Annotated in this window: 11 protein-coding genes; 2 read left to right on the top strand and 9 right to left on the bottom strand. The window is 72.1% G+C overall.

Going from position 1 to position 14,264, the window contains the following annotated elements; genetic code table 11:
- Positions 1–390: 390 nt before the first annotated feature.
- The 3 genes from ACX114_RS37475 to ACX114_RS37465 all read right to left on the bottom strand — a co-directional run bounded on the left by ACX114_RS37475 (position 391) and on the right by ACX114_RS37465 (position 3,543).
- Positions 391–1,788 (bottom strand): sigma-54-dependent transcriptional regulator, encoded by a 1,398-nt coding sequence (locus ACX114_RS37475; RefSeq protein ID WP_459292459.1) that lies wholly within the window; start codon positions 1,786–1,788, stop codon positions 391–393.
- Entirely contained in the window at positions 1,770–3,248 is a 1,479-nt protein-coding gene (locus tag ACX114_RS37470; protein WP_459292457.1) for a sensor histidine kinase, read from the bottom strand. The genes ACX114_RS37475 and ACX114_RS37470 overlap by 19 nt, the downstream gene beginning before the upstream one ends.
- Before the next feature lie 100 nt (positions 3,249–3,348).
- Positions 3,349–3,543 (bottom strand): hypothetical protein, encoded by a 195-nt coding sequence (locus ACX114_RS37465; protein ID WP_459292455.1) that lies wholly within the window; start codon positions 3,541–3,543, stop codon positions 3,349–3,351.
- Positions 3,544–3,783: 240 nt separating this feature from the next.
- On the opposite strand from ACX114_RS37465, the gene ACX114_RS37460 reads away from it, so the two are divergent.
- On the top strand, positions 3,784–4,206 hold the full coding sequence (locus ACX114_RS37460) for a response regulator (protein ID WP_459292453.1): 423 nt from the start codon (positions 3,784–3,786) through the stop codon (positions 4,204–4,206).
- A gap of 6 nt (positions 4,207–4,212) precedes the next feature.
- On the opposite strand, the gene dctA is transcribed toward ACX114_RS37460, so the two are convergent.
- Genes dctA through ACX114_RS37445 form a run of 3 tightly spaced genes read right to left on the bottom strand, consistent with a single transcriptional unit; the run spans position 4,213 to position 8,162 of the window.
- On the bottom strand, positions 4,213–5,529 hold the full coding sequence (gene dctA, locus ACX114_RS37455) for a C4-dicarboxylate transporter DctA (RefSeq protein ID WP_459292451.1): 1,317 nt from the start codon (positions 5,527–5,529) through the stop codon (positions 4,213–4,215).
- A gap of 16 nt (positions 5,530–5,545) precedes the next feature.
- Complete coding sequence (locus ACX114_RS37450) at positions 5,546–7,327, bottom strand: monovalent cation:proton antiporter-2 (CPA2) family protein (protein WP_459292449.1); 1,782 nt, start codon at positions 7,325–7,327, stop codon at positions 5,546–5,548.
- 55 nt (positions 7,328–7,382) lie between these two features.
- Entirely contained in the window at positions 7,383–8,162 is a 780-nt protein-coding gene (locus ACX114_RS37445) for an SDR family oxidoreductase (RefSeq protein WP_459292447.1), read from the bottom strand.
- 121 nt (positions 8,163–8,283) lie between these two features.
- Here ACX114_RS37445 and ACX114_RS37440 point away from each other — a divergent pair, with 121 nt between their 5' ends.
- Positions 8,284–9,204, top strand: a complete 921-nt coding sequence (locus ACX114_RS37440; protein WP_459292445.1) for a LysR family transcriptional regulator — start codon at positions 8,284–8,286, stop codon at positions 9,202–9,204.
- A 1-nt stretch (position 9,205) separates the two neighbouring features.
- Here ACX114_RS37440 and ACX114_RS37435 read toward each other — a convergent pair whose 3' ends face one another.
- The 3 genes from ACX114_RS37435 to ACX114_RS37425 form a co-directional block, all read right to left on the bottom strand.
- Positions 9,206–10,936 (bottom strand): sensor histidine kinase, encoded by a 1,731-nt coding sequence (locus ACX114_RS37435; protein ID WP_459292443.1) that lies wholly within the window; start codon positions 10,934–10,936, stop codon positions 9,206–9,208.
- A 112-nt stretch (positions 10,937–11,048) separates the two neighbouring features.
- A complete protein-coding gene (gene cheB, locus ACX114_RS37430; protein ID WP_459292441.1) occupies positions 11,049–12,116 on the bottom strand; it encodes a chemotaxis-specific protein-glutamate methyltransferase CheB in 1,068 nt (355 codons plus the stop codon).
- The gene (locus tag ACX114_RS37425) at positions 12,113–14,263 is read right to left on the bottom strand and encodes a hybrid sensor histidine kinase/response regulator (RefSeq protein ID WP_459300387.1); all 2,151 of its coding nucleotides are present in this window, start codon (positions 14,261–14,263) and stop codon (positions 12,113–12,115) included. The genes cheB and ACX114_RS37425 overlap by 4 nt, the downstream gene beginning before the upstream one ends.
- Position 14,264: the final 1 nt, after the last annotated feature.

Below are 14,264 nucleotides of genomic sequence, written 5' to 3'. Positions count from 1 at the left end.
AGCGGTGCCGCGGAGCGTGCCCGGCTTCAACCCCGGAACACGGAACCAGGATGGCGAAGGGCGTCCTGACCGCCTGTCTACGCGAAACAAGGACTCGTGGATTTCCGAGGGTAGGGAGGAACCTCCAGGAGGAAACGGGTCAGTGCTGTTCTTGTCGCCCACGCCGCGCGCGAGGTCCGCCATGAGACAGAAGACACGGGTTGGAACGGGGACGGGGCGCATCCTCCCGGAACCATACCCCGCGGAAGGCCAGGCGGGGGCCCGCCCCGAGGGGTGACCCGCGACTTGTGCCCCGGGCGGAGGGTTGTGGCCGGAGCGGATGCTCCAGGGTCTCCCAGGCGATGGGAAAACGGGGTGGACGCCACCCGGGGGGGCCCTGTCCCTCCCGGCTCAGGGCTTCTTCGCCTCGCGAGGCTCCTTGGCCTCCCGGGCCTCGGCGTCCCCGCGCTCCAGCTTGCGGTAGAGCGTCTTGCGGTCCACGCCCAGGATGCGCGCGGCGAGCGTGCGGCTGCCGCCCACCGCCTCCAGCACGCGGTGGATGTAGCGGCGCTCCAGCTCCTCCAGCGTCACCAGCTCCGAGGGGTCCGTGTTCTCCGGCACCACGCGCGGCGTGCTGTAGTTGCGGATGCGCTCCGGCAGGTCATCCACCGTGAGCTGTTCGAAGGACGTGAGCGCCACGGCGCGCTCGATGCAGTTCTGCAATTCGCGCACGTTGCCCGGCCAGCCATAGGCCAGCAGGCGCTGCGCCGCCGCGGGGGACAGGCCCACCACCTTCTTGCCCGTGCGGGACGCGAACTGCTCCACGAAGCGCTGGGACAACAGCAGCACGTCGTTGCCGCGCGCGCGCAGCGGAGGCAGCTCCAGGCCAATGACGTTGAGCCGGTAGTAGAGGTCCTCGCGGAAGCGGTTCTCCTCCACCGCCAGCTCCAGGTCGCGGTTGGTCGCCGCGACGATGCGCGCGTCGAAGGGCGTCTCCGTGTCCCCGCCCACCGGGCGCACCACGCGCTCCTGCAACGCGCGCAAGAGCTTCGGCTGGAGCGTCATGGGCAGCTCGCCCACCTCATCCAGGAACAGCGTGCCGCCGTTCGCCTTCACGAACAGGCCCGTGCGTGACGCCTTCGCGTCGGTGAAGGCGCCCTTGGCGTGGCCGAACAGCTCGCTCTCCAGCAACTGCTCCGGCATGGCCGCGCAGTTGATGGCCACGAAGGGCCCCTCCTTGCGCCGGCCCCGGGCGTGGAGGGCGCGCGCGGCGACCTCCTTGCCCGTGCCGCTCTCACCTGTGATCAGCACCGTGGCGTCCACGTCCGCCACCCGGTCGATGAGCGCGTAGGCCTGCTTGAGCGCGGGGCTCTCTCCCACGAGCGCGCCGTCGTCCTGGCGCTGGTCCAGGGCCTGGCGCAGGCGGCGCACCTCCGCGCGCAGGGCGCGGTGCTGCACGGCGCGCTCCAGCACCAGCACCAGCGCGTCCAGGTCGATGGGCTTGGTGATGAAGTCGTAGGCGCCCGCGCGGATGGCGGCCACCGCCGTCTCCAGGCTGCCAAAGGCGGTGACGACGACGACGGGGATGTCCGGCCGGTTGAGCACGATGCGCTCGCACAGCGCCAGGCCGTCCATGCCCGGCATGCGCAGGTCGGTGAGGACGGTGTCGAAGTCCTCGACGGACAGCTTCTGGAGCGCCTCGTCCGCGGCGGCCACGGCCACGGGCTGGAAGCCCCGGCGCTGGAGGCCCTTCTCCACCATGGCGCGCATCTCGCGCTCGTCTTCGACAATCAGGATGCGGCCTGGCATGCGTGCGTCCCCGGCGGCAGGTAGATGGAGAAACAACTCCCACGGCCCGGCTCGCTTTTCACGTCAATCCAGCCGCCGTGGTCCCGCACCATCCCATAGGAGACGGACAACCCGAGCCCCGTTCCCTCGCCCACGTCCTTGGTGGTGAAGAAGGGCTCGAAGACGTGGGGCAGCACGTCCGCGGGAATGCCCGTTCCTTCGTCTTCCACATCCAGCCGCACCCAGTCCTGCTCCACGCCGCCCACGTCCGCGGGCGGCGTGGCGCGCAGCACCTGCGAGCGCACCCGCAGGGTGCCGGGCTGGTTCATCGCGTGGAGGCCATTCATCACCAGGTTGGTGAGCACCTGCTGGAACTGCCCCGCGTCCACCTCCACGGTGAAGCCCGCGGGCACCTCCTGGGACAGCGTCACGCCCCGCTTGGTGGCCATGGGCTTGAGCAGCGACAGCGTGCGCTCCGCCAGCAGGGACAGGTCCTCCGGCGCGCGGGACGGCGTGCGGCGCCGCGCGAAGTCCAGGAGCTGCCGGATGATGCCGGTCATGTGCTGGGCCTGCTGGAAGATGATGCGGGCGCACTCGTTCACCTCGTCGCCCTCCGCCTCGCCGGAGGAGACCATCTTCGCGCGGCCCATGACGACGTTGAGCGGCGTGCCCAGCTCGTGCGCCACGCCGGACGCGAGCTTGCCCACCGTGGTGAGCCGGTCCGCGTGCCGCAGGTGCTCCACCGTGCGCAGGCGCGCCGCCGTCTCCGACGCCAGCCGCGCGCGCGTCTCCTCCAGTTGCTCACCCATCCGGTTCATGGCCACCGCCAGTGTCGTCAGCTCATCGCCCTGCTCGCGCCGCAGGGGCACGCGCGCGGTGAGGTCGCCCTCGCCAATCCGTCCGGCCAGATGCACCAGTTGCTCCACGGGCTGACCCACCAGCTTGCGGCCCATGGCCATGGCGGCCAGCAGGAAGAACCCGGAGAGCGCCGCCGTGGCGATGAAGGTGCCCACCACGGTGGTGCGCACGTGCATCTCCTGTTCGGACATGGACTCGGTGATTTCAATGGCGCCCATGCGCCGGCCCAGGAACACCGGCGTGTACGAGCGCAGCACGCCCGGGCTGGTGGTGTTGTCCATCAGCCAGCCGTCGTTGCCCGCGCGCAGGCTGAGCAGCAGGGCCGGGGGCAGCGCCGGCGCGAAGCCGGAGCCCGGGCCGCCATCCAGCCACACCCAGCGCAGCCGCACCTGCTCCTGGAAGCGGTTGGCCTGGTTGAGGAGCGTGAGCGCCTCGGCCTCGCCCGCGAGCTGCCACGCCTTGCCAATGGAGCCGGCCAGCGTGTGGCCGAGCAGGCGGTGGTCGTGCTGCGTGTCGATTTCCGACCGGGCGAGCTCCCGGTTGACCTGGAACGCCTGGAGCCCGGCCATCACCGCGACGGCGAGCAGCACGAGGGCCAGGGTGAATTTGCGAGCGAGCTTCACGGAAGAGGCAACCCCCGGTTCGTGCGTGAGGGGGAAGGAACACACGGACCGGGGAGGTACGCTACGGGTACCGCGGGTGCTGCGTCACGACAGTGTGTGGCTAGTTGCTGCTCGAGCCTTCGGCCGGAGCGGCGGGGGCCTTCTGGGAGGTGCCCTGCTTCGCCTTCTTCGCCTTGGCGCCGGCCTTCGCCTGGGCGGCGGGCGCGCTCTTGGCGGGCTTGGGGGCGGCGGCGAACGCGCCCATGGAGGCGAGGGACAGCGACAGACCGAGGACCAGGGCGGAAGTGCGCTTCATGGAGAGACTCCGAATCAGACCCGCGAGGTGTGGAGTGGGGTGCGGGGCTGACTGGAGCTAGAGCATCGGCCATGCCAACGCGCGGCCCGGAGTGGGGCGCTGACAACGCGGGGCGGGATGCCCATGCATGCCTGGGGCACATTGCCCCGGCGGGGGCAGGATGCCCCGGAATCCCACGCGACATGACGGATCCACGTCTCTTGAAGGCACGTGGCATGCGCCATGCTCCTCCGCGATCGAATGACGAACGCACCTGCGCAAGAAGAAGCCACGCACGCCCCGCGCATCCTGGTGGCCGAGGACGACGACGCGATGCGCGCGATGCTCGTGCGGACGCTCAAGCGCGCGGGCTACACCGTGGTGGAGGTGGAGGACGGCTTCGAGCTGGGCGACTACGTGGCGATGATGCAGGGCCACGGCGGCACGCTCGCCCCGCCGGACCTCATCGTCAGCGACGTGCGCATGCCGGGGCGCACCGGCCTGGAGGCGCTCGGGAGGCTGCGCGCGCAGGGCATCGCATGCCCCGTGCTGCTACTCAGCGCCTTCGCGGACGAGGAGACGCACGCGGAGGCCCTGCGGCTGGGCGCCCGGCGGTTGTTGGACAAACCGGTGGACCTGGATGTGCTGAAGGAGGCGGTGCGCGACGCGGTGGCGCACCCGTGACCAGGCTCAGGCCGGCGTCCCCGCGTCGGCGGGCGGTGCTTCGGGAGTGGGCACGCCGTTGAGCTCCGCGCGCAGCCGTTCGCGGTCCAGCTCGTTCTCCCAGCGGGACACGACGATGCTGGCCACGCCGTTGCCAATGAAGTTGGTGATGGCGCGCGCCTCGCTCATGAACCGGTCGATGCCCAGGATGAGCGCCAGCCCCGCCACCGGCACGGACGGCACCACCGCCAGCGTGGCGGCCAGGGTGATGAAGCCCGCGCCCGTCACGCCGGAGGCGCCCTTGGACGTGAGCATCGCCACGCCCAGCAGCGTGGCCGTCTGCGTGAACGTGAGGTCCACGTTGAGCGCCTGGGCCACGAACAGCGCCGCCATGGTGAGGTAGATGTTGGTGCCGTCCAGGTTGAAGGAGTAGCCGCTGGGCACCACCAGGCCCACCACGGACTTGGAGCAGCCCAGCCGCTCCAGCTTCTGCATCAGCGGCACCAGCGCGGACTCGGACGACGACGTGCCCAGCACCAGGAACAGCTCCGCGCGGATGTAGCGCAGGAACTTCAGGATGGAGAAGCCCGTCACCCGCGCGACGAGCCCCAGCACCACGACGACGAAGAGCACGCACGCCAGATAGAAGCAGCCCATCAGGCGCAAGAGCGGGCCCAGGCTGGTGACGCCGTAGGCGCCCAGGGTGAAGGCCATGGACGCGCCCGCGCCAATGGGCGCCAGCTTCATCACCGTGCCAATCATGTGGAAGAAGGCCTTGGAGAGCGCCTCGAAGAGGACGACCACGGGCTTCGCCTGCGCGCCAATGGCCGTGAGCGAGAAGCCGAACAGCAGCGCCAGCAGCAGCACCTGGAGCAGGTCGCCCTCGCCGGTGAAGGCGTCCACGAAGGTGCGCGGGATGATGTGCAAGAGGAAGCCCATCGTGGACTGGTCATGCGCCTGCTGGGCGAAGCGGGCCACGGCGCTCGCGTCCAGCGTGCGCGGGTCCACGTTGAAGCCGGAGCCGGGCTTGAGCACCGTCACCACCAGCGCGCCGATGATGAGCGCGAACGTGGAGATGACCTCGAAGTAGAGCAGCGCCTTGCCGCCCACCCGGCCCACCTTCTTCATGTCCGCCACGTTGGCCACGCCCAGCACCACGGTCAGGAAGATGACCGGGGAGATGAGCATCTTCACCAGCGCGATGAAGCCGTCCCCCAGCGGCTTGAGCTTCACCGCGGTGGACGGCGCGAAGTGGCCCAACAGGCCCCCCGCGAAGATGGCGGCCAGCACCCAGAGGTAGAGGCGCGAGGACTTGGAGTGGCCCGCGGCGGTATCGGCGCTCATGGTCGTGTGTCCCCCCTCAGGCCGACTTCTGCTCGGCCTCGTCCTTCTCGAACAGTTGCTCCAGCTCGCGGCGCGCGCGGACGATGACCTCCATCATCTTCTTCTCGTCCTTGAAGACCTTGGCGCTCTCCAGCATCAGGGCCTCGTCGTGCTCGCGGAAGCGCTCCACGGAGCGGCGGGCCTCCGCGAAGGTGAGGCCCAGCTCCTGGAGCACGTCGCCGGCCATGGCGAGGCTGGCGTCGAACGTCTCGCGGATGAGGTGGGTGATGCCCAGGTCCAGCAGCCGGTACGCGTGCTCGCGGTTGCGCGCCCGCGCGTAGATGGTCAGGTGCGGGAAGTGCTCCTTCACCATCTGCGCGGTGCGCAGGGACGCGGCCATGTCGTCGATGGCCAGCACGAACACCCTGGCCTTCTCCGCGCGGGCCGCGCGCAGGAGGTCCAGCCGGGACGCGTCGCCGTAGAACACCTGGTTGCCGAAGCGCTGGATGAAGTCGATGTGCTCCGCGCTCGCGTCGATGGCGGTGAACCCGATGCGGCGGGCGCGCAGCAGACGGGCCACCACCTGCCCCACGCGCCCCATGCCCGCGATGATGACCGGGTGGTCCTCTTCCGGGGCCACGTTGTATTCGCGCTGCGGGCCCTTGTGCTTGAAGCGCGGCGCCACCCAGCGCTCGTGGATGGCGGACAGGAACGGCGTCACCACCATGGACAGGCCCACCACCAGCACCAGCAGGTCCGCCTGCTCGCGGTCCATCACGTGGAAGGACACCGCCAGGGAGAAGAGGACGAAGGCGAACTCACCGCCCTGCGAAATCACCACCGCCAGGCTCTCCGCGGAGCCCGGCTTCTTCAGCCCCACGCGGCCCAGCCCGTACAGCACCAGCGCCTTGAGGAGCGTGAGGCCCAGCACCAGCGCCAGCACGCGCAGGGGCTCGCGCGCGAGCAGCGCCAGGTTCACGGACATGCCCACGGCGATGAAGAACAGGCCCAGCAGCAGGCCCTTGAAGGGCTCGATGTCCGCCTCCAGCTCGTGGCGGTACTCGGACTCCGACAGCAGCACGCCCGCGAGGAACGCGCCCAGCGCCATGGACAGGCCCACCGCGCTGACCAGCGACGCGGTGCCCACGACGACGAGCAGCGCCGTCGCGGTGAACAGCTCCTGGCTGTGCACGGACGCCACCGCGCGGAACACCGGACGCAGGAGGTAGCGGCCCGCCACCACCACCACCAGCACCGCGCCCACGGCCTTCACGGCCATCAGCCACCCGGGCTCCGTGGACGGCGTGTCGGACGTGCCCAAGAGCGGCAGCGCGGCCAGCAGCGGAATCACGGCCAGGTCCTGGAACAGGAGGATGCCGAAGGCCAGCTGCCCGTGCTCGGTGGTGAGCTGGTTCTTCTCCCCGAGCAGCTGGAGCGCGAACGCGGTGGAGGACAGCGACAGGCCGAAGCCCGCGATGATGGCCGCGTTCCAGGACAGGCCCAGCGCCTTCGACACGCCCGCGAGCAAGAGGCCCGTCAGCACCACCTGCGCGCCGCCCATGCCGAACACGGAGCGGCGCAGGTTCCACAAGCGCGACGGTTGCAGCTCCAGGCCAATCACGAACAGCAGCAGCACCACGCCCAGCTCCGCGGTGTGGAGGACGTTCTCCACGTCGGAGATGAGGCCCGCGCCATACGGCCCGATGGCCGCGCCCGCCGCCAGGTAGCCCAGCACGGAGCCCAACCCCAGCTTCTTGAAGAGGGGCACGGCGACGACCGCGGCGGCCAGGAACACCAGCGCCTGATGCAGGAATGACATAAGGCGCCTGCATGGCACGCTGAAGGCCACCTCGGCAACAGGCGTGGGGTGCGGCTCAGGCCTGCTGGGTGGGCATGAGGGTGAGCTGCTGGAAGTTGATGTGCCGCGGCAGGGCGGTGGCGAAGGCGATGACGCCCGCGACCTCCTCCGGCGACATCCAGGTGAGGGACTTCCGGGCGCTGTCCAGCCAGGCCCGCGCGCCCGGGTCGGTGTTGCCGTCGTGCAGGGCGGTGTCCACCAGCCCGGGCTCCAGGGCCATCACGCGGACGAAGCGGGGGCCCAGCTCCGCGCGCAGGTGGCGGGACAGGTGGGTGACGGCGGCCTTGGTGGCGCCGTAGACATTGAAGTTCGCGTACACCGCTTGCGCGGCCACGGACGACACGTTGATGAGGTCCGAGCGCCCGCCCGCCTTCGCCGCCGCCAGCAGCGGCTCCACGAAGGTCTCCACGACGCGCACGCTGGCCTTCAGGTTCAGGTCGATCATCCGCTCCCAGTCCTCCGTGGGGTGTGCCTCCATGGGCGTGGGCCGCATGAACCCGGCGTTGTTGAGGACCAGGTCCGCGACGCCCAGCTCGCCCGCGATGGCCTTCGCGGCCTCCTTCACGGACCGCGCGTCCAGGACATCGGTGCCCAGGGCGAGCGCCCGGCCACCCCCTTGCGTGATGGTGGAGGCGAGCGCGTCCAACCGCTCCTTGTTGCGGGCGAGCAGGGCGACGCTCGCGCCGTCCCGTGCGAGCCGCAGGGCGGTGGCGGCGCCGATGCCGCTGGAGGCGCCGGTGATGACGGCGACGCGGCCCGACAATGGAAGGGAGGCGGGAAGGGTGGGGGATGCCATGGGAGGACTCCTGCTCGCGCTTGGGTGGGTGCTGCTTCCGCGAGACAGGACAAGGGATAGGAAACGGGCGCTTCCAGGAGTAGGTCTGGAATCCGGATGGACTCCTGAAGAAAGCTCAGGAATGGCCCTGACCCCGCTCAATGCGTTGCACCAGTTCCTCGCCGTCGCGCGGCACCGCAGCTTCGCGGCGGCCTCGGCGGAGCTGGGCGTGTCCGCCTCCGCGCTGAGCCACACGGTGCGCCAGTTGGAGGAGCGGCTGGGAGTGCCGCTGCTGTCGCGCACGACGCGCAGCGTGGCGGTGACGGCGGCGGGACGGCGGCTGGTGGAGCAGGCCGGGCCGGGCGTGGCGCAGGCGCTGGGCGCCCTCAAGGACGCGTCCTCGCGACCCGGGACGCTGACGGGCGCGCTGCGGTTGACGCTGCCGTCCACCGCGCTGCCCTTCGTGCTCACGCCGCTCGTGGCCTCGTTCCGCGAGCGCCACCCCCAGGTGGAGCTGGACCTGGTGGTGGAGAGCCGCAAGGCGGACATCGTCGCGGAGGGCTTCGACGCGGGCATCCGGCTGGAGGAGTACCTGGAGCGGGACATGGTGGCGGTGCGCATCGCGCCCCCGTTCCGCTTCATCGTGGTGGGCACGCCGGAGTACCTGGAGCGCCACGGCACGCCGCTGAAGCCCAAGGACCTGCTCCAGCACGACTGCTTCACCTACCGCTCGTCCAACACCGGCGCGCTGCTGCCGTGGGACCTGGAGAAGGGCTCGCGCACGTGGCGGCTGCCGGTGCGTGGCACGGTCACCACCAATGACGAGCGCGTCTGGCTGGGGCTGGCGGAGGCCGGCCTGGGCCTGGCGTACGTGCTGGAGTCCCAGGTGGAGGCGCAGTTGAAGGCGGGCACGCTGCGCCGCGTGCTGGAGGAGTACGCCGCGTCCGTGCCGGGCCTCTTCCTCTACTTCCCCAGCCGCGCGCAGGTGTCACCCGCGCTGCGCGCCTTCCTGGAGCACGCGCGCCAGGTGCTCACCCCTCCCGCGCGGAGGAAGGGGCGCTGACTCAGTGCTCGTAGGTGTCGCGCGGACGCGACATGCCACCGGCGGCGGCCTGGGGAGCGGCGACGGGCATCCCGATGTGCGCCACGGGCAGCGTGAAGGTGAAGACGCTGCCGGTGCCCAGGATGCTCTCCGCGCGGATGGAGCCGCCGTGCGCCTCCACCAGGCCCTTGGCGATGGCCAGCCCCAGGCCGGTGCCGCGGGCCGCCGCGTCGCGCGCCTGCCAGTAGCGGTCGAAGATGTGCGGCAGCGCGTCCGGCGCGATGCCATTGCCCGTGTCGCGCACGTCGAAGGACACCTCGCCGTTGCGCATCACCGCCTTCACCGCCAGCGTGCCGCCCGGCGGGGTGAACTTCACGGCGTTGCCCAGCAGGTTGCCCATCACCTGGAGCACGCGGCTGCGGTCGCACTTCACGCGCAGGCCCTCCGTGGGCAGGTCCGCCTCCAGGTGCAGCCCCTTGGCCTCCGCCAGCGGACGGATGGCCTCCAGCGCCTCCGTGGCCAGCGCCACGGCGGTGTGCTCGCCCAATTCCAGCGGCAGGTGCCCCGCCTCCAGGCGGCCCCAGTCCAACAGGTCGGAGATGAGCCGCGACATGCGCTCGGCCGCGTCGTTGATGCGCGTGGCCTGCTTCGCCACCGCCTCGCCGCCCGGCTTGCCCGCCGTGCCGCGCAGGAGCAGCGCCGCGCCCAGCTGCACCACGCCCAGCGGGTTCTTCAGGTCGTGCGACACCACCGCGAGCAGGTCCTCGCGCGCGCGGGCCGCCCGGCGGGACTCACCCACCAGCCGCGCGTTGTCGATGGCCAGGCTCGCGCGCAGGCACAGGTCCTCCGCCAGCGCCAGGTCGTCCGGGCCGTAGCGGCGCCCGGAGCCGGAGCTCACGAACGTCACCGCGCCCAGCGTGTGGCCGCGCGCGCGCAGCGGGATGATCATGTACGAGCGCGCCTGCAACGCCTCCAGCATCGCCGGGTGCGCGGGCTCCGCCGCCGCGGCGCGAAGCAGTGACTCCGTCACCGCGGGCACCAGCTCCGGCTCGCCCGTGCGCAGCACGCGCAAGAGGCCCACGGGCGCGTCCTCGCGGACCTCCGTGCGCATGGGCAGGCCCCGGGCGCGCTCCTGCTGCGTCGGATCCAGGCACGCCACCGCCGCGCGGCCCACCCACGGGCCCTGCTCCAGCGCGTCCACCAGGCACCAGTCCGCCAGGTCCGGCACCGCCAGGTGCGCGAGCAGCGTGTACATGCCCTGCGGATCCGGCGGGTGCGTGAACAGCGTCGTCATCGCCTGGTACAGGAAGGAGCGGCGGCGCTCGGCGGTCTCCACCTCCGCGCGCGCGGCCTGCTCCAGCTCCAGGGCGCGCGAATAGATGGCCTCCGCCTCCGTGAGCGCCCGCGCCGTCACCAGCACCGCCGGAGACGCATCCGCGTCCGAACCCAGCGGCGTGAGCACCAGCGCGTGCCGGCGGATGCCCTGCGCGCCCGGCCACGGCGCCTCCACGGTGGCGGACTCGCGCAGCGTCACCACGCGGACGCGCGCGGACTCCAGCGCGGCCAGCGCCTCTTGCGGCAGGCCCAGCTCGCTCCAGTGCCGGCCCGACAGCGCGCCGGCTTCACGGCCGAGCGCACGGGCGCCCGCCGCGCTACACGACACCAGCCGACCCGTGCCATCCAGGAGGTAGGCAGGGTCGGGGATGGCGGCGAACACCGCTTCGTAGGCCAGACCGGTCGTGGGAGCGCTCATCGGTAAGAGGGGGCGGGGGAGGGGCCCCGATTGGACCCGATATTGACACTCCGTTCCAGGCCCGCCATTCCGGCCACAAATTCCGACGAATCAATTTCACTCAACGAACACTTCAGGTGAGCCGCCCCGTCGGTTGCAGCAGTGCCAGCAGCCGCCGCGCGATCTGCCCGAGCGGCAGGACCTCGTGCGCCAGGTTGGCGCCCACCACCACGGCGGGCATGCCGTAGACCACGGAGGTTGCCTCGTCCTGGGCGATGACCCGCCCGCCTGCCTGGTGGAGGTCCCGGATGCCGTCCAGGCCGTCCTGCCCCATGCCGGTGAGCACCACCGCCAGTGACGTCTGCCCGTACGCGCGGGCCACGCTGCGGAAGAGCCAGTTGGCGGACGGCCGGAAGCCCTGGATGGGCGCCGCGCCGGACACCTGCGCGCGTTGGTCCATGCTGACCCCCAGGTGCTTGTCGTCCGGGGCCAGGTACACGGTGCCGGGCATGAGGGGCTCGCCGTCCTCGGCCACCTTCACGCGCAGCTTCGTGGCCGTGCCCAACCAGGTGGCCAGGTCGGAGCCGAAGCCCAGCGCGATGTGCTGCACCAGCAGGATGGGGGGCGGAGGCGTCTCCCTTTCGCCCAGGTCGGAGAGGATGCGGTAGAGCGCGGCGGGGCCTCCGGTGGACGCGGCCATCGCCAGCACGGCGGGCGGGCGGGCGCCGGGCGTGGGCGTCGACTCCAGCGGGGGCGGCGGCGTGGCGGCGCGGTCCGGCCAGCGGCGCACCACCTTCACCTGGGCCATGGCCTTGAGCGTGTCGCGCAGGCGGCGGCTGTCCGCCTCGAAGTCCGGCGACTCCGGGCCCACCGGCTTCTGGAGCACCGCCAACGCCCCGGCCCTCAGCGCGGCCATGGACGTCTGGATGTCGCGCTCCACCAGCGTGGACACCACCACCACCGGCGTGGGCACCTCCGTCATGATGCGGCGGGTGGCGTCCAGGCCGTCCATGCGCGGCATCTGGATGTCCATCGTCACCAGGTTCGGCTGTAGCCGCTGGCACGCCTCCACCGCCTCCAGGCCGTCCCGGGCCTCGCCCACCACGGTGAGCGCCGGGTCGGTGCGCAGGATTTCCACCAGCAGCCGCCGGGCGGTGGGCGAGTCCTCGGCCACCAGGATGCGCAACGGTTCGGTCTTCATAGCAGTCGCCTCAGGGTCTCCAGCAGACTCGTGGGGTCAAACGCGCTCTTCACGATGTACGCGCTCGCGCCGGCTTGCAGGCCGCGCGCCTTGTCCTCGGGCTTCTCTCGTGACGTGACGAGCACCACCGGCACCCGTCCGAAGCGTGGAGAGGTGCGCACGGCCTCCGTCACCTGGAAGCCGTCCATGCGCGGCATCTCCACGTCCATCACCATGGCGTCCGCGCCGCCCGCCTGGAGCCGCTCCCACGCCTCCGCGCCGTCCGCGCACGCGACGACGTCGTAGCCGGCGCCCTCCAGGATGCTCTGCTCCAGCATGCGCGTCGTGGGCGAGTCGTCCGCCAGCACCACGCGCCGGCGCGCTACCTGCTCCTTGGGCGTGGGGAAGAACTGGGCGGAGGGGCGTCCCCCGGCGGCCCGCACCAGCGACGCGGGGTTGAGGAGCAGCGCCATGCGCCCATCCGGCAGCACCGCCGCGGCGGCCACGTGCCGGGCGCGCTTCACGCGGCTGCCCAGCGAGCGCACCAGCACCTCCTGCTCCGCGATGACCTCGTCCACCACCAGCGCCGCCTGCGCGGTGCCCGCGGACAGCACCACCGCGGGGGGCCGCGTCTTCGGCGGCCCCGGGGGCAGGTCCAGCACGCCCGCGAGCGACGCCAGCGGCACCAGCGCCTCCGGCGTCACCCAGGACATGCGGCCCTCCACCTCGCGCACGTCGGAGGGCGACAGGCGCAACAGCCGGTCCACGCCCTCGCTGGCGAGCGCCAGCACCTGCCCGCCCACGGACACCAGCAGCACGCGCAGGGTGCTCAGGGTGAGGGGCACGTCCAGCGTGAAGCGGGTGCCCTGGCCCGCCTTGAAGGCCACCTCCACGCTGCCGCGCAGGGCCTCCACCTGGGCGCGCACCACGTCCAGGCCCACGCCCCGGCCGGACACCGCCGTCACCTTCGCCGCGGTGGACAGGCCCGGCAGGAACACCAGCCGCGCCGCGTCCTCGTCGTCCTCGGGCGCCTCCATGCCCCGGGCCCGCGCGCGCTCGCGCAGGGCCTCCAGGTCCAGGCCGCGCCCGTCGTCCTCCACCGCCACCTCCACCCGGCTGCCGCGAAGCCGCGCGGACAGCACCACGCGGCCCTCCTCCGGCTTGCCGTGGCGCACGCGCTCCTCCGGCGCCTCCAGGCCGTGCGCCACCGCGTTGCGCACCAGGTGCAGCAGCGGTTCGCGCAGGGACTGGAGCAGCGAGCGGTCCAGGTCCAGCCCGCCGCCGTGCACCTCCATGCGCACGCGCCGGCCCAGGCCGTGCGCCACGTCGCGCGCGGCGCGCTCCAGGCCGGTGCAGCCCTCCTCGAAGGGGAGCATGCGCGCGCGGCGCACCTCATCATCCAGGCCGGTGGAGGACTGGAACAGCGCGCGGCGGTCCTGCGCCAGCACGCGCGCCACCCGCGCCAGCTCCAGCTCCACGCGGCGCAGCGTCGTCTCGGACTGCGTGCCGCGCACCCGCTCGCGCAGCCCCGTCACGTCGTCGCGCAGCGCCTCCAGCGACTCGGCGTGGCCCTCCAGGCGCAGCATGGCCACGCGCAATTCACCGCTGCGGCCCAAGAGCGCGTCCAGCTTCTGCCCGGACACGCGCACCGGCAGCGTCTCTCCGCTGGCCTGCGCGGGGAAGGAGAGCTCCGGCTCGGCCTCCGCGGCGGCCGGGGGCTTCTCGTTGGGCGCAGGGGCGGCGGGCGCCGGCTTCGGCGGAGCCTGGCCCGGCGTGCCGTGCGCGGCCCGCTCCAACTGGGGCAGCAGCGTCTCCAGCGGCGAGCCGGCCAGCTCCTGGCGCGAGGCCAGCCGGCGGCCCGCGTCGTCCAGCGCGTCCACCGTGGCGAAGCACAGCTCGAAGAGGTCCGGCGAGGGCGCGCGCCCGTGGATGAGCGGCTCCAGCACCTCCTCCATGCGGTGGCAGGCGTTCTCCACCATGCTGGCGCTGGCCGCGCGCGACGCGCCCTTCACGCTGTGCAGCGTGCGCAGGAGGCCGGGGATGAGCTCCTTCGCGCGCGCCGGGGCCTGCTCCAGCGCGAGCAGGTCCCGGTTGAGGGACACCACGTGCCCCTCCAGCTCCTCCAGGAACGAGTCCAGCAGTGCCTGCGCCAGCCTGTCGCGATCCATG

The organism is Corallococcus sp. M7 (genome assembly GCF_054512695.1).
The sequence above is the reverse complement of the archived record's forward strand: the minus strand, read 5'-3'. Positions and strand labels throughout refer to the sequence as shown.

Coding starts and splice junctions, on each gene's coding strand:
- ACX114_RS37475 (WP_459292459.1), bottom strand. CDS start 1,788: ATGCCAGGCCGCATCCTGATTGTCGAAGACGAGCGCGAGATGCGCGCC.
- ACX114_RS37465 (WP_459292455.1), bottom strand. CDS start 3,543: ATGAAGCGCACTTCCGCCCTGGTCCTCGGTCTGTCGCTGTCCCTCGCC.
- ACX114_RS37460 (WP_459292453.1), top strand. CDS start 3,784: ATGACGAACGCACCTGCGCAAGAAGAAGCCACGCACGCCCCGCGCATC.
- dctA (WP_459292451.1), bottom strand. CDS start 5,529: ATGAGCGCCGATACCGCCGCGGGCCACTCCAAGTCCTCGCGCCTCTAC.
- ACX114_RS37450 (WP_459292449.1), bottom strand. CDS start 7,327: ATGTCATTCCTGCATCAGGCGCTGGTGTTCCTGGCCGCCGCGGTCGTC.
- ACX114_RS37445 (WP_459292447.1), bottom strand. CDS start 8,162: ATGGCATCCCCCACCCTTCCCGCCTCCCTTCCATTGTCGGGCCGCGTC.
- ACX114_RS37440 (WP_459292445.1), top strand. CDS start 8,284: ATGGCCCTGACCCCGCTCAATGCGTTGCACCAGTTCCTCGCCGTCGCG.
- ACX114_RS37435 (WP_459292443.1), bottom strand. CDS start 10,936: ATGAGCGCTCCCACGACCGGTCTGGCCTACGAAGCGGTGTTCGCCGCC.
- cheB (WP_459292441.1), bottom strand. CDS start 12,116: ATGAAGACCGAACCGTTGCGCATCCTGGTGGCCGAGGACTCGCCCACC.
- ACX114_RS37425 (WP_459300387.1), bottom strand. CDS start 14,263: ATGGATCGCGACAGGCTGGCGCAGGCACTGCTGGACTCGTTCCTGGAG.